The 19,282-nt window shown below is 49.4% G+C and carries 17 protein-coding genes and 1 other RNA gene; 10 read left to right on the top strand and 8 right to left on the bottom strand.

The features are described from left to right. Nucleotides 1-247: 247 nt before the first annotated feature. From clpB to ACYVJQ_RS15325, 4 genes are all read left to right on the top strand, one after another. Nucleotides 248-2,866: an ATP-dependent chaperone ClpB gene (clpB, locus tag ACYVJQ_RS15340; protein ID WP_460893989.1), complete on the top strand. Its 2,619-nt coding sequence runs from the start codon at nucleotides 248-250 to the stop codon at nucleotides 2,864-2,866. An 838-nt stretch (nucleotides 2,867-3,704) separates the two neighbouring features. After that, complete coding sequence (locus tag ACYVJQ_RS15335; protein WP_460893988.1) at nucleotides 3,705-4,307, top strand: HupE/UreJ family protein; 603 nt, start codon at nucleotides 3,705-3,707, stop codon at nucleotides 4,305-4,307. Between the two features lie 53 nt (nucleotides 4,308-4,360). Then, nucleotides 4,361-4,996 (top strand): J domain-containing protein, encoded by a 636-nt coding sequence (locus tag ACYVJQ_RS15330; RefSeq protein ID WP_460893987.1) that lies wholly within the window; start codon nucleotides 4,361-4,363, stop codon nucleotides 4,994-4,996. 256 nt (nucleotides 4,997-5,252) lie between these two features. After that, on the top strand, nucleotides 5,253-7,583 hold the full coding sequence (locus ACYVJQ_RS15325) for a M1 family metallopeptidase (RefSeq protein ID WP_460893986.1): 2,331 nt from the start codon (nucleotides 5,253-5,255) through the stop codon (nucleotides 7,581-7,583). A 573-nt stretch (nucleotides 7,584-8,156) separates the two neighbouring features. Here the strand turns inward: ACYVJQ_RS15325 and ACYVJQ_RS15320 are convergent. After that, nucleotides 8,157-8,849, bottom strand: coding sequence for a carboxypeptidase-like regulatory domain-containing protein (locus tag ACYVJQ_RS15320; protein WP_460893985.1), 693 nt, complete (start codon nucleotides 8,847-8,849; stop codon nucleotides 8,157-8,159). A gap of 80 nt (nucleotides 8,850-8,929) precedes the next feature. Here ACYVJQ_RS15320 and ACYVJQ_RS15315 point away from each other — a divergent pair, with 80 nt between their 5' ends. The 4 genes from ACYVJQ_RS15315 (at nucleotide 8,930) to ssrA (ending at nucleotide 11,703) form a co-directional block, all read left to right on the top strand. Next, on the top strand, nucleotides 8,930-9,316 hold the full coding sequence (locus ACYVJQ_RS15315; RefSeq protein ID WP_460893984.1) for an ArsR/SmtB family transcription factor: 387 nt from the start codon (nucleotides 8,930-8,932) through the stop codon (nucleotides 9,314-9,316). A gap of 12 nt (nucleotides 9,317-9,328) precedes the next feature. After that, nucleotides 9,329-10,435, top strand: a complete 1,107-nt coding sequence (locus tag ACYVJQ_RS15310) for an acyltransferase family protein (protein ID WP_460893983.1) — start codon at nucleotides 9,329-9,331, stop codon at nucleotides 10,433-10,435. A gap of 57 nt (nucleotides 10,436-10,492) precedes the next feature. Then, nucleotides 10,493-11,197, top strand: a complete 705-nt coding sequence (locus ACYVJQ_RS15305; protein ID WP_460893982.1) for a YjjG family noncanonical pyrimidine nucleotidase — start codon at nucleotides 10,493-10,495, stop codon at nucleotides 11,195-11,197. A gap of 133 nt (nucleotides 11,198-11,330) precedes the next feature. Then, nucleotides 11,331-11,703: a transfer-messenger RNA gene (gene ssrA / locus ACYVJQ_RS15300) on the top strand. Nucleotides 11,704-12,123: 420 nt separating this feature from the next. Here the strand turns inward: ssrA and ACYVJQ_RS15295 are convergent. The 3 genes from ACYVJQ_RS15295 to ACYVJQ_RS15285 all read right to left on the bottom strand — a co-directional run bounded on the left by ACYVJQ_RS15295 (nucleotide 12,124) and on the right by ACYVJQ_RS15285 (nucleotide 14,579). After that, nucleotides 12,124-13,179 carry a hypothetical protein gene (locus tag ACYVJQ_RS15295; protein WP_460893981.1) on the bottom strand — a complete coding sequence of 352 codons (1,056 nt, stop codon included), beginning with the start codon at nucleotides 13,177-13,179 and terminating at the stop codon, nucleotides 12,124-12,126. Between the two features lie 82 nt (nucleotides 13,180-13,261). Further along, nucleotides 13,262-13,687 (bottom strand): helix-turn-helix domain-containing protein, encoded by a 426-nt coding sequence (locus tag ACYVJQ_RS15290; RefSeq protein ID WP_460893980.1) that lies wholly within the window; start codon nucleotides 13,685-13,687, stop codon nucleotides 13,262-13,264. Between the two features lie 643 nt (nucleotides 13,688-14,330). After that, nucleotides 14,331-14,579: a hypothetical protein gene (locus tag ACYVJQ_RS15285; RefSeq protein WP_460893979.1), complete on the bottom strand. Its 249-nt coding sequence runs from the start codon at nucleotides 14,577-14,579 to the stop codon at nucleotides 14,331-14,333. Between ACYVJQ_RS15285 and ACYVJQ_RS15280 the strand changes: the two genes are divergently transcribed. Both ACYVJQ_RS15280 and ACYVJQ_RS15275 read left to right on the top strand, forming a co-directional pair. Continuing rightward, entirely contained in the window at nucleotides 14,567-14,740 is a 174-nt protein-coding gene (locus tag ACYVJQ_RS15280; protein ID WP_460893978.1) for a fluoride efflux transporter FluC, read from the top strand. The two genes, ACYVJQ_RS15285 and ACYVJQ_RS15280, sit on opposite strands and share 13 nt — an antisense overlap. A gap of 103 nt (nucleotides 14,741-14,843) precedes the next feature. Then, a complete protein-coding gene (locus ACYVJQ_RS15275; RefSeq protein WP_460893977.1) occupies nucleotides 14,844-15,173 on the top strand; it encodes a YnfA family protein in 330 nt (109 codons plus the stop codon). A 24-nt stretch (nucleotides 15,174-15,197) separates the two neighbouring features. Here ACYVJQ_RS15275 and ACYVJQ_RS15270 read toward each other — a convergent pair whose 3' ends face one another. The 4 genes from ACYVJQ_RS15270 to ACYVJQ_RS15255 all read right to left on the bottom strand — a co-directional run bounded on the left by ACYVJQ_RS15270 (nucleotide 15,198) and on the right by ACYVJQ_RS15255 (nucleotide 19,268). Next, nucleotides 15,198-17,150, bottom strand: coding sequence for a heavy metal translocating P-type ATPase (locus ACYVJQ_RS15270; protein ID WP_460893976.1), 1,953 nt, complete (start codon nucleotides 17,148-17,150; stop codon nucleotides 15,198-15,200). A 55-nt stretch (nucleotides 17,151-17,205) separates the two neighbouring features. Next, nucleotides 17,206-17,562 (bottom strand): DUF3703 domain-containing protein, encoded by a 357-nt coding sequence (locus tag ACYVJQ_RS15265; RefSeq protein ID WP_460893975.1) that lies wholly within the window; start codon nucleotides 17,560-17,562, stop codon nucleotides 17,206-17,208. Nucleotides 17,563-17,637: 75 nt separating this feature from the next. Next, complete coding sequence (locus ACYVJQ_RS15260; protein WP_460893974.1) at nucleotides 17,638-18,030, bottom strand: Fur family transcriptional regulator; 393 nt, start codon at nucleotides 18,028-18,030, stop codon at nucleotides 17,638-17,640. Between the two features lie 35 nt (nucleotides 18,031-18,065). Next, a complete protein-coding gene (locus ACYVJQ_RS15255) occupies nucleotides 18,066-19,268 on the bottom strand; it encodes an efflux RND transporter periplasmic adaptor subunit (protein ID WP_460893973.1) in 1,203 nt (400 codons plus the stop codon). Nucleotides 19,269-19,282: the final 14 nt, after the last annotated feature.

The following is a 19,282-nucleotide window of genomic DNA, read 5'->3' as shown; positions in this document are numbered from 1 at the left end:
AGGGCGTAAGGCGACAGCAGACACTACGCCAGCAGCAGGCAGAAAGGCGTGCACAAAAAGATTCAGATGGAGCCGCAAACTAACGGATGAGAAAGCAAAAGCAGTTCCAAATAAAGACTTTTTGTCTCATTTTAATAAATAAACCCCTTTTAATCCTGTCATTATTTCCGAAAACCACCCTTCTTCCACATCGGTACCTCATTTGCTATTATCGTCGTAGAAACTACAGACAAGACGATAAAAGGCTATGAACTTTAACAATTATACCATCAAATCGCAGGAGGCGGTGCAGAAGGCAACCGAGATTGCCGGCGGCAACCAGCAGCAGGCCATTGAGACGGGTCACCTGCTTAAGGGCATCCTGCAAACCGACGAGAACGTCTCCAACTTCTACTTCAAGAAGCTGGGCGTAAACGTGAACCAACTCAATACCCGCCTGGACGAGATTGTGAACGGTTACCCCAAGGTAAGCGGCGGCAGCCCCTACCTGGGCAACGATGCGGCGGCAGCCCTGCAGAAGGCTACCTCGTACCTGAAGGAGTTCGGGGATGAGTATGTGGCTATTGAACATCTGCTCCTGGGCTTGTTGGGAGGGAAAGACAAAGTAGCCACGCTGCTCAAAGACTCAGGGGTTACCGAGAAAGGCCTTAAAGCCGCCATCAAGGAGCTTCGCGGCGACTCCAAAGTCACTGACCAGAACGCTGAGGCGAAATATAACTCGCTGAAGCGCTACGCTATTGACCTCAACGAGCAGGCTCGCCAGGGCAAGATTGACCCCGTGATTGGGCGTGACGAGGAAATCAGACGCGTGCTCCAGATTTTGAGCCGCCGTACCAAGAACAACCCAATCCTTTTAGGGGAACCCGGCGTGGGGAAAACCGCCATTGTGGAGGGCCTGGCCCAGCGCATCGTATCCGGCGACGTGCCCGAGAACCTCAAGACCAAAACCATCATGAGCCTGGACATGGGGTTGCTGGTGGCGGGTGCCAAATACAAAGGTGAGTTTGAAGAGCGCCTCAAAGCCGTGATCAAGGAAGTGGTAGACGCCGAAGGCGAAATCGTGCTTTTCATTGATGAGATCCACACCCTCATTGGCGCGGGGGGCGGCGGTGAAAGCGCCATGGACGCAGCCAACCTGTTGAAGCCGGCCCTGGCCCGTGGTGAGCTGCACGCCATTGGCGCCACCACACTCAAGGAATACCAAAAGTACTTTGAGAAAGACAAAGCCATGGAGCGCCGGTTCCAGGCCGTGACCGTAGATGAGCCCAGCATTCCAGATGCTATCTCTATCCTGCGGGGTATCAAAGACAAATACGAGCTGCACCATGGGGTGCGCATCAAGGACGACGCCATCATTGCCGCCGTGGAACTCTCCAGCCGCTACATTACCGACCGGTTCCTGCCCGACAAGGCGATTGACCTCATTGACGAAGCAGCGTCTAAGCTGCGTATTGAGATGGACTCTCTGCCGGTAGAACTGGACGAGGTGCAGCGCAAGATCATGCAACTGGAGATTGAGCGCGAGGCCATCCGGCGGGAAAACGACAAGGAAAAAGAAAACCAGCTTTCCAAAGAGATTGCTGACCTGAGCGAGACCCGCGATGCCCTGAAAGCCAAGTGGCAAAGCGAGAAACAGGTCATTGAAGGCATCCAGAAAGAGAAAGAGGCCATTGACCACTACAAGCTGGAAGCCGAGCAGGCCGAACGTGCCGGCGACTACGGCCGCGTGGCCGAGCTGCGATACGGTAAAATACAAGAGTCTGAGGCCAAGCTAAAAGAGCTGCAGGACCAGGTGAAAGCCCAGCAGGACGGAGATCACATGTTGCAGGAAGAGGTTACCTCTGAGGACATTGCCGAGGTAGTGGCCAAGTGGACCGGCGTACCGGTGAACAAGATGCTGCAGAGTGACCGCGAGAAACTCCTGCACCTGGAAGAGGAACTGGGTCGCCGCGTAGCTGGTCAGGAAGAAGCCATTGCGGCCATCTCTGACGCCGTTCGCCGCAGCCGCGCCGGGTTGCAGGACCCTAAGCGGCCTATCGGGTCCTTTATCTTTCTGGGTACTACCGGGGTGGGTAAAACCGAGCTGGCCAAGGCTCTGGCTGACTTCCTGTTCAATGACGAGAACGCCATGGTGCGTATAGATATGAGTGAGTACCAGGAGCGACACGCCGTAAGCCGTTTGATTGGGGCGCCTCCAGGATATGTGGGCTACGATGAAGGCGGTCAGCTGACTGAGGCCGTGCGCCGCAAGCCGTACTCCGTGATTCTGCTGGACGAGATTGAGAAAGCGCACCCAGACGTGTTCAACATCCTGCTGCAGGTACTAGATGACGGTAGGCTCACCGACAACAAAGGCCGCGTAGCCAACTTCAAGAACACCATTATCATCATGACCTCCAACATTGGGGCGCACATCATCCAGGAGAACTTCCAGGATCTGGATGAAAAGAACCCTGAGCCTACCATTGAGCGGACCAAGGAAGAAGTGTTGGAGCTTCTGAAGAAAACGCTGCGGCCGGAGTTCCTCAACAGAATTGATGAGCTGATCATGTTCCGTCCGTTGAGCTCCAGAGAGATCCGGAAGATTGTGGAGATTCAGTTCCGCCACATTCAGGAGCGTCTGGAAGACAGCGGCATCCGCTTGGAAGCTACCGATGAGGTACTGGACTTCCTGAGCCGCGAAGGCTACGACCCGCAGTTTGGGGCCCGCCCATTGAAACGCGTGCTGCAACGCCGCATCCTCAATGAGCTGTCCAAAGCTATCCTCTCCGGCGACATCCGGAAGGACGCCGTGGTAGAAGCAGTACTGGACCGCGACCAGATCAGGTTTGTGAACATAGACATTGATCTGCCGGTAGACCGATAAGTTTTAAATGCTTCCTTTGCAAAAGGGGCAGGAGAAATCTCCTGCCCCTTTTTTATTTTTTATCCTAGAAGCTAGGTATCTCATTCTGGAAAAGAAAACACTTTTGACGCTATTTGAACCTTTGTCTTCGGTAAGCTTCTTAAGCGCCGGCTTTCGTCCGCGCGCATGACTGATTACTACCCTACCTGCTCTATACTATATTATTACTTTTTGTTACCTGAAAGGGGCTTGTGGGCGAACGGCGGCAGCGGGTATTCATTGTCATTACCATTCGCTACCAAGATCCTTCCAGGATGACAGAGAGAAAGAAGAAAAACCAAAGAAGAATGGCCAAAATGAAAAAGAAGCCAAACCAGAAACAACCTTATGCACTGACACCAATTAATGCTTGCCCCAGTAACCTTAACCATCGCGACAACCAATTACGGTAGAAACGCCAAACTGCCTTCCTTTCATAGCTATTAGCTGGCTGTTCCGTTTTAAGGGTGTTTTTAAGAAAACAGTGCAAAAACAGCAGTAGATAAAAGCCTCTCGCATTCAACTTCCAGGCTAGTTAAGTTGCAAATTACCCTACCTTGATCAAGCCTAAACTGCAAAATACATGAATATCACTTTCGGGCACTACTCATTATTTAAGTAGCTTTAAAGAAGCACCAAAACTACGCACCAACCAGACTCCTATTAGATTAAACCATGAACCTGGCACAATTCAAAGACCTGACAGTCTTATGCTTTCCGTTAGCTTTTCACAGAATTATTCAACTCCTCTTCCTTCGGCTTGCCTAATCAGGCAATTTTTATAATTTTGTTTGTTCCTGTTCACTAAAAAGTTGATATAGTGTCTTCCGTCTTCTTCACGTACCTACAACTAGGGTTTGAGCATATTTCAGATTGGCGGGCGTATGACCATATGGTGTTTGTGCTGGCCATGTGCGCTGTGTATTCCGGCAGTGAGTGGCGCCGTATTCTGGCTTTAGTCACTAGTTTCACCATTGGGCACTCCATCACGCTGGCGTTGTCCACCCTGGAAATCATCAAATTCAACACCGCCCTCATAGAGCTACTGATCCCCATTACCATTTTACTCACCTGTATCTATAATTTCACGCAGTTGGCTACCTGCCAGCGCCGCAACACCACGGCCTGGGCCCTGAACAACGTGTTGGCCGTAGGGTTTGGCCTGGTGCATGGCATGGGGTTTTCCAATTACCTGAAATCGCTGCTAGGCCAGGGACAGAACATTGTGCTGGAGCTTTTCGCATTTAATGTGGGCATTGAGCTGGGCCAATTGCTGGTGGTAGTACTGGTGCTGGCGCTCAATTTTGTGCTTACCCGCATGCTGCCCGTTAAAAAACGGGATTGGGTATTGGGGGTGAGCAGTGCCGCCGGGGCTATTGCACTTATGCTTATTTTGAAGCAGGATTTTACGGCTATTTTTTAGAAAACTACCGTAAAACAAAAAAACAAGATCCCTTATTTTAGCTGCCTTTCCTCATGTTGGCCGAGTCTTACCGTGTGCTGCAAGTACCTTTTGGCACAGACATGCCCCAGGTAAGGCGTAAGTACCGCCAACTGGTACTCCAATTCCACCCAGACCGCAACCATGACGCCGGAGCCCAGGAAGCTTTCCTGAAGGTGCAGGCGGCCTATGAGTACCTGCAGCGTTTCCATGGCATCACGCCCGCTCCCGCCTATGCAACCGCTGCCGGCCCTGCTTCCCCAGGCCCTAAACCACAGCCTGTCTCTGACTGGGACCGCTACCAGTATGTGTATGACCCGCCCGCAGACCCCAAGGAATACCCTGCCTGGGCGGCTGTAGCCCGGGAACGCGCCCGCAAACAAAAGGAAAAAGACTATGCGGCCTATGTGCGCACCACTCTGGCCATGAAAAAGAAATGGTGGTACCCCGTGGCCCGGTACGGCAGCTACAGCGTTTTACTGCTGGGCATTCTGGTGGGCGCCACGTTTATCTCCATTCCGGTTTTCTTTCTGGTAAATGGCTATTTCAAGCCTAGTCTCATGGGCATCATTCTGGTCCCCATGGGCCTGAAAATAGTGCAGGTGATGGTGGCGTTTCGGCAAGACATCAGAAAACATTTCGGGGAAGATCTGCCCGAAGCCATTTCCTGAGACCAGGTATTTTTTTCTTTGGCCAGATTTCGCCAATTTGCTTCATTAGAGCTTGCTTAAATTTTGATCTCACAAGCGAGAAACGTTAGTGCAGGGTTCTGCCGAAGCGATTTATGAGCAGCGTAGCAGCGCTGCGCTGCGAGAAAAACGCAGGCACAGGGTCTTACAATCACGTTTTGCAGCGCAAAAGATAGTTTTAAACAAGCTCTTATTTAAACAAGCTCTTACCTCTACAACAAACTGCACAAAAAACTTAATGAAACACTTTTTATCCGCGGCTGGGCTTCTCTTGAGTCTGGCAGCACCGGCCCTGGCGCAGGAAAACATTGATAAATCCAAATTCAGGCAACTGGCCCAGGAACTGCCCACCCCCAACACCTACCGCACCGCTTCAGGCGCGCCTGGCCATGAATACTGGCAACAGCGTGCCGACTACAACATCAAAGCCGAGCTGAACGATGACAACCAAAGCCTCACCGGCTCTGAGACCATCACCTATACCAACCTCTCGCCAGATGTTTTAACGTACCTGTGGGTACAGTTGGACCAGAACATCTTTGAGAAGAACTCTATGACCAGCCTCACCCGGAGCACCAAGATTCCGGAGAAGCCTACGTTTGGTGTAGCCGAGGCCCTGGCCGAGCAAACCTTTGACGGTGGCTACAAAATCAAGTCGGTGAAAGACGCCAACAGCAAAGCGCTGCCCTACACCATCAACTTCACCATGATGCGTATTGATCTGCCCCAGCCCTTAAAGCCCAAGCAGAGCGTGAAGTTCTCCATTGACTGGACCAACCTTATCAATGACCAACGGAAGCAGGGCGGCCGCGGCGGCTATGAGTTCTTCCCCGAGGACGGCAACTATGAATACCAAATGGCCCAGTGGTTTCCACGCATGGCCGTCTATGATGACGTGAACGGCTGGCAGCACAAGCAGTTCCTGGGTACCGGCGAGTTTGCGTTGCCTTTTGGTGACTACAAAGTAAGCCTGACCGTGCCCGCAGACCATATTGTGGCCTCTACCGGCGAGCTGCAGAACGAAGACATCTTAACCAGCGCCCAGCGCAATCGCCTGGCCCAGGCCCAGAAAGCCAACAAACCGGTCTTGATCGTGACCCCAGAGGAAGCCTTGAAAGCCGAGAAAAACAAAGCCAAAGGCAAGAAAACCTGGACATTTGTGGCCAAAGACGTGCGTGACTTTGCGTGGGCCTCTAGCCGCAAGTTCATCTGGGATGCCATGAACGTGAAAGTTGCCGGCAAGAATACGCTGGCCATGAGCTTCTACCCCAAAGAAGGCAACCCACTGTGGGGCCAGTACTCTACAGAGGTAGTAGCCCATACCTTGAAGACCTACTCTAAATTCACCATTGACTACCCGTATCCGGTTGCTATCTCTGTGCACGGCGCGGTAGGCGGCATGGAATACCCTATGATCTCGTTCAATGGCGGCCGCCCCGAGAAAGACGGTTCTTACACCGAGCGTACCAAGTACGGCATGATCTCCGTGATCATCCATGAGGTAGGCCACAACTTCTTCCCGATGATCATTAACTCAGATGAGCGCCAGTGGACCTGGATGGACGAAGGCCTTAACACCTTTGTACAGTACCTCACCGAGCAGGAATGGCAGCGTGACTACCCGTCTAGCCGTGGTGAGCCCCGCAACATGGTCTCTTACATGAAAATGGACAAGAGCCTGCAGCAGCCTATCATGACCAACTCTGAGTCTGTGACGCAGCTGGGTAACAACGCCTATGGTAAGCCGGCCACCGCCCTGAATATCCTGCGTGAAACCGTACTGGGCCGTAAACTGTTTGACTACGCCTTTAAGGAATACGCGCGTCGTTGGGCCTTTAAACACCCTATGCCGGCAGACTTCTTCCGGACCATGGAAGACGCCTCTGGCACTGACCTAGACTGGTTCTGGAGAGGCTGGTTCTACACCACTGACCACGTGGAACAAGAACTAACCGGCGTGAAATGGTACGCAGTAGACACCAAGAACCCTGAGGTAGAGAATGCCCGCCGCCGCTCTGAGATCAACGCTGAGCCCAAGAGCCTGTCGCAGCAGCGTAACCTGCAGGACATCCCTAAAACCCTGCTAGACGCCAAGCCTGAGCTGAAGGACTTCTACAACACCTATGACCCGCTGGCGGTAACCGCCGAAAGCAAGGCCCAGTACCAGCAGTACCTGAAAAGCCTGAAACCAGAGGAGCGTGCCCTGCTGGAGAAAGGCCTGAACTTCTATGAGGTGAGCATTAAAAACAACGGCGGTCTGGTGATGCCAGTAGTGGTGCAGATGACTTTCCGGGACGGTTCTAACCAGATCGTGCGCATACCGGCAGAGATCTGGCGCTACAACGACCAGGAGATCACCAAGGTGTTTGTGACCGAGAAACCGGTGGTGAGTTTCCTGCTAGACCCGTTCCAGGAAACCGCCGACATCAACATGGACAACAACGCCTGGCCGCAACGCGCACAGCCCAGCCGATTTGAGTTGTTCAAGCAGCAGCCCCAGGCCATTACGCCTAACCCGCTGCAACGCCAACAGCAACAAACTCCACCTACCTCTAGCAGCAACTGGTAATCCTGTTTTGGGCATGTTTTTCTAAAAACGGCCTCAAAACAACACAAACAAAAGGCCGCTCTTTAGAAAGAGCGGCCTTTTTACGTTCTAATTTTTTTTACTCTTGAAGATGTGCAGATGGTAATTCCGGAGAAACGTTTAATTGTAGGGGCAATCCCTTGTGGTTGCCCTAAAACGTTTTCCACTGCATATGGGCAACCACAAGGGATTGCCCCTACAATTCAGATTCATTAATCTTTCTGCCATCCTGCCATTACTTCTGCCCTCTTCCTCGTCCCCCTTTGAAGGGGGTAGGGGGATGACAAAGGCGGTTGAAGAACCATAAGCTCCAAAAATAAAACACGTAAAGGTTGATTCTCGGAAATGCTATCCTCTGCACAAGTACATCATCCCCCTACCCCCTTCAAAGGGGGACGGAATGCGTATTCCAACTCTTACCTTTCAACCATAGGAAGCGAAATCCCACCCTTGCGTTTTAAGCCTGTTTTCCCAAAAACACCCTTAAAACAGAAAACGGCAAGGCCCTGTTTTCCAGGTTTGCCTTGCCGTTTCTTATAACTAGATTTATAAAAGTTATTCTTTCTTCTTGAAGTCTCCGCGCTTTATGCCTTTGATCACTTCATACCAGGCAAAAGGGTTTAGGAGTGGGTTGGTAGCCCCGGGGTTGTAGCCTCCTCGGCGCATATTCTGCTGGTTTTGCAGGCCCATGTAGGTGCGGTGGTTAGAGGTGGCGTCCATGGGCGTATTCCGGAACATCTGGTCCAGAATCTGTTGGCTCATGGCATTCTCACGGTCAATATCCCCGATGGGTGATTTCATGGCCAATACAGCCTGGGTAAGATCCCGGAAAGTAGCGTACGGGAAAACCCGCACCTCGGGCAGCATGTTGGGGTCTTCCAACATTTCAATAATGATGGAATAACTGTCTTTGGCAAAGTTCTCCGGGATTACCAGAGACTGTTTGGCATAACCCAATGAGCTGAACACCACGCTGTCGCCGGTTAAGACGGGTAAGGAGAAGTAGCCGTATTCATTGGTATTGGTGCCCCGCCCGGCCTTGGGTATGTACACGCTGGCACCCGGTAACCCGAACAAGCTGTCGCCGGCGGTGATGACCCCGGTGAGCTGCACTATCTTCCGCCCGCCTTGGGCCTGGGCATCAGAGAGGCTAATGAGCGATAAAAACAGGAGCCCCAGGGAAAAGCGCATCAAAAGCGGCCACTTGCGTGAGAACGAACGGGAAAGGAGAAAATATAGCGTAGTCATGGGTAAGATCGTTTACAAGTATAGGCTTTTTATGCTACTTTGTGCCGTAGAGCTTTAAATAATTTACGAAGAGATACCCCATGCGGCTCAAAAATTTTAACGTCAGTTTTGGGGAACAAGTATTCAAGGCCCTGAGTGACACCTCCAGAATACGGGTTCTTTACCTGCTGTTGCGCAACAAGGAACTTTGCATTGCCGACCTGGAACTGGTCCTGGACTTTACCCAAACCAAGACCTCGCGCCACCTTATCTACCTGAAGAACACGGGCCTGGTGTCTTACCGTAAACAGGACCAATGGGCGTTTTATTATATCAAAGATGAAATGATGGACTTTTTGCAGCAAATGTTTGGCTACATGGAGAAAGACCAGCAACTGCTCAAAGACCAGCAAGTGTACCAGACCCTGTTCTCTAACCGTGAGTTGGCCGTGAACCGGCTGCAGCAGCGCCATTTTACGGGCATATAAACCCGCGTGTCCTTGACCTCAGAGAAAGCCTATTTCCCGGCCCTTACCGGCCTGCGCGCGGTGGCTGCGTTTCTGGTATTCGCGCACCATGCGCTTATCCCGTCTATTGGTAAATCACCAGGAGGGTTTCTGGCCCAGGAAGGACATTTGGGCGTGAGTATCTTCTTTGTGTTGAGCGGCTTCCTGATTGGTACGCGCTACAGCACCTCCTTTTCAACTTTACGTGGCACTGAGATCAGGCGGTTTTTCCTGCATCGTTTTGCCCGCTTGTACCCCATGTACCTGCTGTGCACGGTAGTCGCCCTGTTTTTCAGGCAGGATTTCAGGCCTGTGAGTTGGCTGGCTAACCTGGTCATGGCGCAGGGCTTTTTCTCAGACCTGGCCTTCAGTGGCATAGGCATTGGGTGGTCGCTCACCGCCGAGGTCTGCTTTTACCTGGCAGCCCCGCTCCTTCTCTTTTACTGGCCCAGGCTGCGTTTGGCGGGCAGTGTGGTAGCCATTGTATTGGTGGGGGTTGTTATTGCCGTGGCAGGTAATGCTTTCCTGACGTACGGTTTTCTCCCGGACTGGCATTATTTCCTGAGAGTGACCTTTTTTGGCCGCTGCTTGGAGTTTTGCCTAGGCATCTGGCTGGCCCGCCACCTGGGGCGCACCTCGGCTAATCCAACCTTCGCAAAACCTACCCTTGGGTTCTGGACTTACGGTAGTGCTTTGGCCCTGCTGGCCGGCATGGTTTTCCTGAATGTCTTGCCTATCCTGTTCTCGCCTTCCAGCCAGAATTGGCTTTTTCATGGCACCTATCATCTGTTGCTACCGCTGGTGATAACAGGGCTGCTGTGGGGTCTATGCCAGGAAAACACGCTGCTTTCCAAGGCGCTGGGCTCTCGGTTGGGGCAGGAACTGGGCAAGGGCTCCTATATTTTTTACCTGGTGCATTACACCTTCGGGTTTGATCTGTTGTACTTTCATGTGTGGCCCAACCGGGGCGGCGTTATGCTGCTGCTGGCTTTTTTCTCGGTGGTGGGGTACTACCTTCTGGAGGCCCCGTTGCATAAAATGATCCTGCGCGCGGGTTCCTTTTCCCCTTCCCTCAAAACAAAACGGCCCGAAGTTCATTAAGAATGAAGAACTTTGCCTTGGCCTGGCTCGTTCCAGAGAAGCCTTGCCCTTTACCTTATGAGAAAGCCTAAAACATACCGTCACCTGTTCTTTGACCTGGACCACACCCTCTGGGACTTTGAAAAGAACTCTGAGGAGACGCTTTATTACCTCTATGACTATTTCAAGCTAGGGGAACTGGGAAACTTCTCCCGCGACTCTTTCTACAAGAAATACAGCTTTGTGAACCAACGCATGTGGGACCAATACCACAAGGGCAAGATCACGCAGCAGCAACTCCGCGAAAACCGGTTCACCAAAAGCCTTACCGGCCTGGGCATGGCCGAAGCAGATATTCCGGCGGGCCTAAGCAAAGCCTTCACTGATATCTGCCCCACCAAGACGGCCGTTTTCCCCTTCACCCATGAGGTGCTGGACTACCTGCAGCAGAAGTACACCTTGCACATCATCACCAACGGGTTTAAAGACGTACAGTACATCAAAATGAAGTCGGCAGGGCTGGACTCTTACTTTTCTGAGGTGGTTACCTCTGAATGCATTAACTGCACCAAACCTGACAAACGCATTTTCCAGCATGCCCTGGAACGCGCCGGGGTCACCGCCCAGGACAGCCTCATGATTGGCGACAGCCTGGACGCTGATATTCTAGGGGCCATGAACGCCGGTATTGACCAGGTGCTGTTCAACCCCGAGAAAAAGCGCCCCCGGCTCAAGCCCACCTATGAGGTGCATTGCCTGAGCCAACTTAAGGAGTTCTTGTAAAAAGCCGTTTTAAGCCTGTTTTAGCCAAAACGTGCTTAAAACAGGGGAACCAGAAAAGACTGGTTTTTGTCTAGTATTTGGTTACTTTTGCAGGCATCGGCCGTATTGTAACCGAGATAGTTCTTTCACAATTGGGGATGACCGGAATTGACAGCTTGTGTAGGCTGGGTGTAAGCATGTCGGGAGTTGGCAGTTTTCCCGTAAATCAGAATTGACCGACGATTATCTGGCGAGTCTAACTACGCCATGGCTGCCTAGTCTAGGTACTAAGCATTTTGCCATTGTCCTGCAGCTCCTCGGTTCGGTGGGGGTTGGTCACAGGGCATCGTAATGCCGATCTAGTGTAGTCCAAGGTGCGGGGACTGCATGAAACTAAAGCATCTAAGGTGACTTCAAAGGCCAGGCTTGGGCCTGGAGGCACACGAAAACCCAACCAAGACTAAACATGTAGAAAGCGCTCAAGTTTCCTTGTCTGGACCAGGGTTCGAATCCCTGCATCTCCACCAGTTTTTATTCAAAAGCCCTGTAAGACAATCACTTACAGGGCTTTTTGCTTTGCTTCGGACAAATATCGGACAGAGGATACGAATTTCACTAATGACAAAGTTTTCTAAAGCCGCTTTAAACCATGCATTTTTTGGAGACCTTAAATTAGCGGGTAAGCCTTAAGCGCCTAACAATTGTGGCTAAAACATTCATAATTCCTTTCAACCGTTGACCTCTCCTAATCATTTCTAAAAAGTGACCCATAGTGATTAAAGGATTACTGTTTTCGCCTGTTTTAAAGCCCGTAGCGGCCCTTTAGCTATAAAATGGTCCAGGGGGATTCTTTGGATGAAGAACGGCAACAATGTCTTAAAAACATGCTTTAAGCTAATACGCAAAGTTTATGTGCGTATCTCTATAACAAGCCCTGAGTTTTGGCATTATTCTTTTTCACGGTAGCTATAATTAATATTAAAGTTGTCTAGGAAGTTTATAGCAGTGTCAAAATCACTGTCCTTTTTTGCCAGAAAGTAGGGCAGGATTTTCTTAACCTTGACTTGACCTTGCAAAATAGCATCAACGAAGGCGGCGAAACTGTGTTCTATTTGATCTTCTGTAAATTCAAAAGACATTTCAAAGAGCAGATCAAGTGACTTTTTAGTGAAAGATAGGGGCGCATAAGGCTTTTTATTGGCGCTGTTCTGATTAAAAACGCGGACTCGCTCTTCATGCGTGGCGATAATTAAGTGCTTCAAATTTTCTATGGTTTCGGCCTTGCGTTTTTTTTCTGCGTCTCTTCTGAATTTTTCCTCCTCCATTTGCTTTGCCCATTCTTGCTGTGAATTGCTGCCCACGTCCCAGACATATTCGTTCATAAGCCAATCCCAATCCTCCTGTTCCTCATCTATATTGTTGTTAAGGTATAACAGAGCTTCCATTTCTGGCAGCTGAGGTTCAGAAGATGGGGCATCAACTGACGAAACGAAGTTGCAGTCAGACAAATACTCCTTTCCTTTCTCTTCTTTTAATACTTCTTTACTATTCTTATTTGTATATTCTTTATGCTTGCTGCTTTCAGCAATAAATTCTCTGAAAAAAGACTCAAGTTGGCTATAATTAGTATACTTATAAATTTTAGGAAGTAACTCGATTACTCTTGGTTTTAAAATAGTAAAATGAGTTGTTTTGGGCATGCCCTTAGTAGTTGTGTGAATAATGCCCTCTTGTAAAAATCGTTTTATAATAGTTGTGATTCTATCCTCTTTAATATGGGTTTCTGCTGAAATCCTTCTTTTAGAATAAAAGAACTCATCAAGGTTGCGTGATTTAGCAAAGGCTCTAGCTTTTACTATAAGCCATTCAAATAAGATAATTTCTGTTAGGTCGAAGAATGAGGTGTACTCCTGCAACTTTATTATGTTGGTGGAGAGGGGATGAAACTTATTAGGTTTATTCCATTCCCCAGAATTAGTTTGGCTTTGTGAGTTGACAGACATTTATTCCTTCTAGCTTTTGCGCGGTAATGAATGGTTATTGATCTATGAGCATTTAGGCAGATTGCACATTGAATTCAGTGTGCTACTTGCCAAGGGAATTAAATTTTAACACTTCATTCTTCTTGAAAAAAATACGGCGGCTTATTCTGTAAAAGGGGATCAATCCTTTTGATTTCCAGTTGTGAATCGTAACCTCAGACACATTGAGCAATTTAGCCGCCTCTTTGACTGTTAAAACTGTATTATCTGGTTGCATAAATACCTTTGTTAAAATATTTGTGTGAATAGCCTCTTTTACCGCCTGCACAAGTAAGGGTCTCAGTAAATCTCCTATAGTTTTAATTGCTGATTGCAAAGCCCCTTCAAGTGAATTGGCATTGATTACATGCCCACATTCTTCACTCAATACATCGCTATTATCTTCTAATACTGGCTTAAAACTACTTCTCGAACACTTAAATTGTCTTTTACTTAAATTGTAATAATGAGCTTTATTCCACCTTCTCATAACGATGTAATGTTATTAATTTTTCCAAATAACAAAGTATGCTTATGGTGTGGAAAACGAATATAAAAGCATATAGTTTTAGTGGGCATCCATCATAGAATGGAGCAAATAAAATAATTTTAAGATTATATTATTTAATCAAAGGGAAATAGCTTATTAAAATATTTATTTTAATTTTTAGTAATATTACATTTATTTTATGCATTTGTGAATAATAAACCCATAAGCATTTAATTTAAATTATGCAATTGTGAAGAGGCTTAATTCGCTTTCTCGTTTGTTCTTTTGCATATAAGGGTTAAAAAAATATTTTAATTTTTTTAACCCTTAAGTAATGAAGGATTCAGCTTGGGGATATAGTCCGCGCCTCTTTGAAAAATTGATTTTCAGAGGATTATAGAAATGGGCTTTGTGATAAACGTGTGGGGGATGTAATGGCCGATTGGAACGCTTTGGGTCAGACCGGGTGGGTCTATTTTCGGGTCATCCCTTTTTAAAATAGTCTCCGTTAACGTGATTTGACTGGCAGCTAGTGGAAAATAGGGAGATAGCCATTTCCTTAAGAATATCTCACATTTACAGTGAAAAGCCCGCATAGAGCCATGCCTTCATTCTCCCAAGGCTCATTGGCTGAAAGGGACCGTCAAAGCAGGAATGAACATGGGCAGGGATATTTCCTGCTTACTCTCTGCTCCAGGCGGGATAGGGTGTTCATAAACTGATCCCCGGTGGACTCTATCTCCCCGAACTTCTGCCGGGCCTCGTTTTCCTGCCCGCCGTTCCACAGCATTATCAGCTTGTCCGTCTTGTCGGCAAGTCCAGTATGTAGGTAGTTGGCCTCAATTTCCTCCTCCGCCTCAAGGTGGAAATTGGTGGTTAGTGCCTCCACCAAGTCTCATAATCGGTGTGCTTGAGCAGGGTTTGCAGGCAAACAAGAATCTGAACCTCTTATTTATCACGGGGTTTTGTGGGGACTTTACTACCTTCAGTACTTTCTCTTCCGAGAACCTGGCTCTTCTCCAGAGCAATAATCACTTGACTGCACTACTTTAAATAGGGCTGAGTATCCTATTAAGATTGCTTGTGGTCTGGCTTGGCTTAACTACAACAATGCAGTTTTAAACAAGTTTAAGATACCCATACAAACATCTCTGTAATGGATATAGTAAAATCATTAGTCATTTTTTTCCTAGCGGGGCTTTGCGAGATTGGGGGTGGCTACCTAGTGTGGCTTTGGTTAAAGGAGGACAAGCCCCTGTGGTATGGCTTACTAGGCGCTATTATCCTAGCGATGTATGGTGTTGTGGCCACCTGGCAGACCGCCAGCTTTGGGAGGGTGTATGCTGCCTACGGCGGTGTTTTCATCGTGATGGCTCTGGTATGGGCCTGGAAAGTAGATGGTTTTAAGCCTGACAGATACGATGTGATGGGCGCTATTATAGCTTTGCTTGGGGTATGCATAATACTGTATATGCCCAGAAAATGAGGACATATACAGTATTGATATTTATCAAAAGCGCATTCTCTGAATTCTGACTGCATTCAGGATAGCCAGAAACGCCACCCCTACATCTGCAAATACTGCCTCCCACATAGAGGCGACACCAAAGGCACCGAAAGCCAGTACTAATGCCTTCACCCCGAAAGCCAAGCCAATGTTCTGCCAGACTACCCGGTTTGTGCTCTTCCCGATATTGATAGCCGTGGCAATTTTGGAGGGCTGGTCATTCTGGATAACCACATCTGCGGTTTCGATGGCCGCATCAGAACCAAGACCACCCATGGCAATACCCACATCTGCCAGCGCGATTACCGGTGCATCGTTGATACCATCCCCAACGAAGGCTACATTTTTTCCTTCTTTTTTCAATGCTTCCACCTTGGTCACTTTGTCCTGTGGCAGCAAACCACCGAAAGCCTGGTCAATATTTAGGGACGTGGCTACTTTCTGCACAATACTATCTTTATCACCAGACAGCATGACAATGTTTTTGACACCCAATCTGTGTAGCTGCTCAATAGCTGACTTGGAATCTTCTTTTATCTTGTCTGCTATAGTGATATACCCTGCGTACTGCCCATTGATGGCCACTAGTACAATACTCTCCACAATGGCATCTACCTCGGCCGGGTACGCCACGTTGAATTTCTTCAACAACTTTCCATTTCCTACTAAGAGGGCTTTGCCATCAACTGTCCCTTTCAGGCCGTGGCCGGAAATCTCTTCCACATCTGCTATGCTTTTCTGCTGATAGCTGTTTCCGGCATGGGCCACCACCGCCAAGGCGATGGGGTGTGTGGACTTGCTTTCCAAGGCCGCCGTAAGGTTAAGAAACTCAGTTTCGTCCCAACCGTTGACCTCCACCTCTTGCACCTTGAACACGCCCTCGGTCATGGTGCCGGTCTTGTCCATCACCACCGTATCCACCTTGGTCATTAAATCTAGGTAATTGGAGCCTTTGAAAAGGATTCCGTTTTTGGAGGCAGCCCCTATTCCCCCGAAATAACCTAGGGGAATAGAGATAACGAGCGCACAGGGGCAAGAAATCACTAGAAAAATCAAGGCCCGGTAAAGCCAGTCGTTGAACTCATAGTCCGCCACAAAGAAGTATGGAACAACAGCAAGCGCAATTGCCATGAAAACTACTACCGGCGTATAGACTTTGGCAAAGCGGGTTATGAATTGCTGGGTTTTGGCTTTGCGGCTGCTGGCCTGTTCCACCAATTGCAGAATCTTGGAGAGGGCGCTGTCCTCGTACTTGGAGGTTACTTGTAGCTGGATGACCTGGTCCAGGTTAATCATGCCCGCCAGCACCTTTTCGCCTTTGGATTTGGTGTCTGGCTTGGATTCACCGGTAAGCGCCGCCGTGTTGAAAGAAGAGCGGTCGGTGAGCAGGGTGCCATCCAAGGCTACTTTCTCGCCGGGTTTTATCTCTATGATATCCCCGATTCCAACCTGCTGCGGATTAATGGGAGTTACCTGGCCCTGCTGCACCAAACCTACTATCTCTGGCCGGTTATCTATCAACGCCTTGATGGAATTGCGGGACCTGGCCACGGCTGCTTCCTGAAAATGTTCCCCTATTACATAGAATAGCATCACCGCCACCCCCTCTGCATATTCACCTATATAAAACGCGCCCAGCGTAGCGATTCCCATCAAAAAGAACTCGTTAAAGACTTCGCCTCTCCTTATGTTTCTAGCAGCATGTACAAGGACTTTACCCCCTACCAATAAATACGCGACGCCATAAACTACTATCCGGATATAATCTGTAAACCAGGCTACTTTGAAATAGTCCAAGGCAATTCCGGTTAAAAGCAGCACCAGGCTGATGATAGTTGGAGCATAAGATGCCCCCTCGTGCTCTTCGTGCTCATCCTGAGTTCTGGTTTTACCGGAAGTCTCCTCAGTTTTAGTTGGCCCTGGTTGTTCAGCGGTCCGGGGAGAGGTTATCTCCATTGGTTTCAATGGAGCGCTAGGGGTATTTTCGACATTTTCCTTCATAATTCTACGCTTAAATGTTAGATTTTGCCTGCCGTATTATTGCTTGCAAATCATATGGAATAGGCAATGGTTTCAAAGGGGGTACATTGGCCCCGCCGGTATTACCCACCGGTATTTTTCCTGCCCAGGATTTTATGCCACCCACCAATAGCCGGGGAATCTGCCCCACTATCTCCTTCACATTCCGCGTTCGCACCCCAAACAGGAGCATCTGGAAGTGTACGGCGGTATGCTCCAAGGGATAGGGCTGCCCCAGAATATGGGCCCGTTCCAGATGAACCCAAGCCACTTGCAGGTCCCCCTTCAGCATACCTTCATGGTAGGCGTTTATCTCTTGCCTGTAAAAAGGCCGTAGCTTTTTTGGCATGTTCGAGTTGAGTTTCATGGTAACTTCTTCCTTTAAAACAAAGATAGAGCTGCGCCCCTGCAATTGCATTGCAAATCAGCCGCCGCATGTACTACAGATGCCTTTCACCACCAAGTTGACTTCCTCAGTTTTGAAACCGGACGGCAAGGCAATTTCGGGGATACGGGTAGACGGAAGGCATAATGTCTCCTGGCATTGGTTACAGAAAAAATGCACGTGCAAGTCGTCATGTTCCTGTGGATTGCAACTGTCTGGGCAAAGGGCGTATTTTACAGCCCCGCTGCCATCGTCTATGCTATGCACCAAGCCTTTCTCCTCAAACGTTTTCAGGGAGCGGTAAAGGGTTATCCGGTCTGCCCGGTGAAAAAAAGTTTCCAGGTCACTAAGGCTGACCGCGGCCGATTGTTTTAATAGGTAGTCCAGCACCAATAATCGCATGGCGGTAGGCCTTATTCCCTTTTGATGCAAAGTTTTATCCAGATCCTGAAGCATTTCGGTAGAAATTAATGGCCGCCTTCATGTTCTGAGTTCCGCATCTTAGCCAGCAGGGAATAGGCCCCTTTGGTCACAAAGTTTGCGCTAGTGGTATCTATGCCTGAGGGAAGCGCCACCTGCACAAAGTTCTCGACCTCCGAGCCTTTTTCAATTGGGACCATGCGAAACTTCTTCATGACCGCTTCGCCCTCCTTCTCCTGGCCGGTATATATAAAAACAAAGTTTTGCCCGTTCTCCTGAACCACCGCTTCCTCCGGAAGTGCCAATACCTCGCGCCCACCCAATGCTACCTGGGCCTGCACATAAAGTCCCGGTACCAGGTTTTTGTCTTCCTCCTCCATGTGGGCATGAACCCGGACGGTGCGCTCTTCACTGATTTCCTTGCCTATCAGATAGATAGTGGCTTCGTGCTGTGCTACCGTCTCGTTGGGAAGGGAATAACGCACCTTCTGCCCTTTCTTGAGGGAGGCCACATCTTTCTCAAACACCGTCAGCTCCACGTGTAGATGGTCGGTATCGGCTATCCGGAACAACACATCCGTCGGATTCACGAATTGTCCGACATTAGCATTGATATAGGTGACGTACCCGTCTATGGGAGCATAGAGGGGAAGGATACGCCTGATTCTGCCCTGCCGCAGCGAAGAAGGGACAATGCCGATAATCCTGAGCCGCTCGCCCAACGCCTCTACCTGTGACTTGGCAGCCCTGTACTCAGCCGTGGCCTTTTGGTAGGCTTTGGCGGAGGTAACCTGCTCCCGGGACAGTTCCTTCTGCCTCTGGTAGTCCTGCTCAAGAAAAGTGAGGCTGCTTTTAGCCTCCAGGTATTCCTGCTGCAACATCACGAACTCGGGGTTTTCGATACTAGCGATTTGCTGCCCTTTCCGGACACGCATCCCCTCCAGCAGCTCCGTGCTTTTCACATAACCGCCCAAAGGCGCACTCACGGAGGCCATGTTCTGCGGCGGCAGGTCCAGTTTTCCGGTTAAAGTCAGAATATTGCCCAAGTTGCGCATCTGTGGCTTTCCCAATGTGATGCCCGCGACACGGTATTGCTCCTGGGTTAGCTCTGCCGCCTGCGGGTCTTCCTCGTGCTGTTCTTCCGCCTTTGCCTCCCCGGTTTCATGTGCCGGTTCGGATTCTTTCCCGCAGGAGGAGAAAAGCAGAAGGCTTAGGATGGAAAGCAGGTATATAGGGTTTATTCTTTTCATGGAATTTAGATAAA

Source organism: Rufibacter soli (genome assembly GCF_054781795.1).
The sequence above is the reverse complement of the archived record's forward strand: the minus strand, read 5'-3'. Positions and strand labels throughout refer to the sequence as shown.

Coding starts and splice junctions, on each gene's coding strand:
- clpB (WP_460893989.1), top strand. CDS start 248: ATGAACTTTAACAATTATACCATCAAATCGCAGGAGGCGGTGCAGAAG.
- ACYVJQ_RS15275 (WP_460893977.1), top strand. CDS start 14,844: ATGGATATAGTAAAATCATTAGTCATTTTTTTCCTAGCGGGGCTTTGC.
- ACYVJQ_RS15320 (WP_460893985.1), bottom strand. CDS start 8,849: ATGACTACGCTATATTTTCTCCTTTCCCGTTCGTTCTCACGCAAGTGG.
- ACYVJQ_RS15330 (WP_460893987.1), top strand. CDS start 4,361: ATGTTGGCCGAGTCTTACCGTGTGCTGCAAGTACCTTTTGGCACAGAC.
- ACYVJQ_RS15325 (WP_460893986.1), top strand. CDS start 5,253: ATGAAACACTTTTTATCCGCGGCTGGGCTTCTCTTGAGTCTGGCAGCA.
- ACYVJQ_RS15295 (WP_460893981.1), bottom strand. CDS start 13,179: ATGTCTGTCAACTCACAAAGCCAAACTAATTCTGGGGAATGGAATAAA.
- ACYVJQ_RS15265 (WP_460893975.1), bottom strand. CDS start 17,562: ATGCCAAAAAAGCTACGGCCTTTTTACAGGCAAGAGATAAACGCCTAC.
- ACYVJQ_RS15305 (WP_460893982.1), top strand. CDS start 10,493: ATGAGAAAGCCTAAAACATACCGTCACCTGTTCTTTGACCTGGACCAC.
- ACYVJQ_RS15270 (WP_460893976.1), bottom strand. CDS start 17,150: ATGGAGATAACCTCTCCCCGGACCGCTGAACAACCAGGGCCAACTAAA.
- ACYVJQ_RS15255 (WP_460893973.1), bottom strand. CDS start 19,268: ATGAAAAGAATAAACCCTATATACCTGCTTTCCATCCTAAGCCTTCTG.
- ACYVJQ_RS15290 (WP_460893980.1), bottom strand. CDS start 13,687: ATGAGAAGGTGGAATAAAGCTCATTATTACAATTTAAGTAAAAGACAA.
- ACYVJQ_RS15315 (WP_460893984.1), top strand. CDS start 8,930: ATGCGGCTCAAAAATTTTAACGTCAGTTTTGGGGAACAAGTATTCAAG.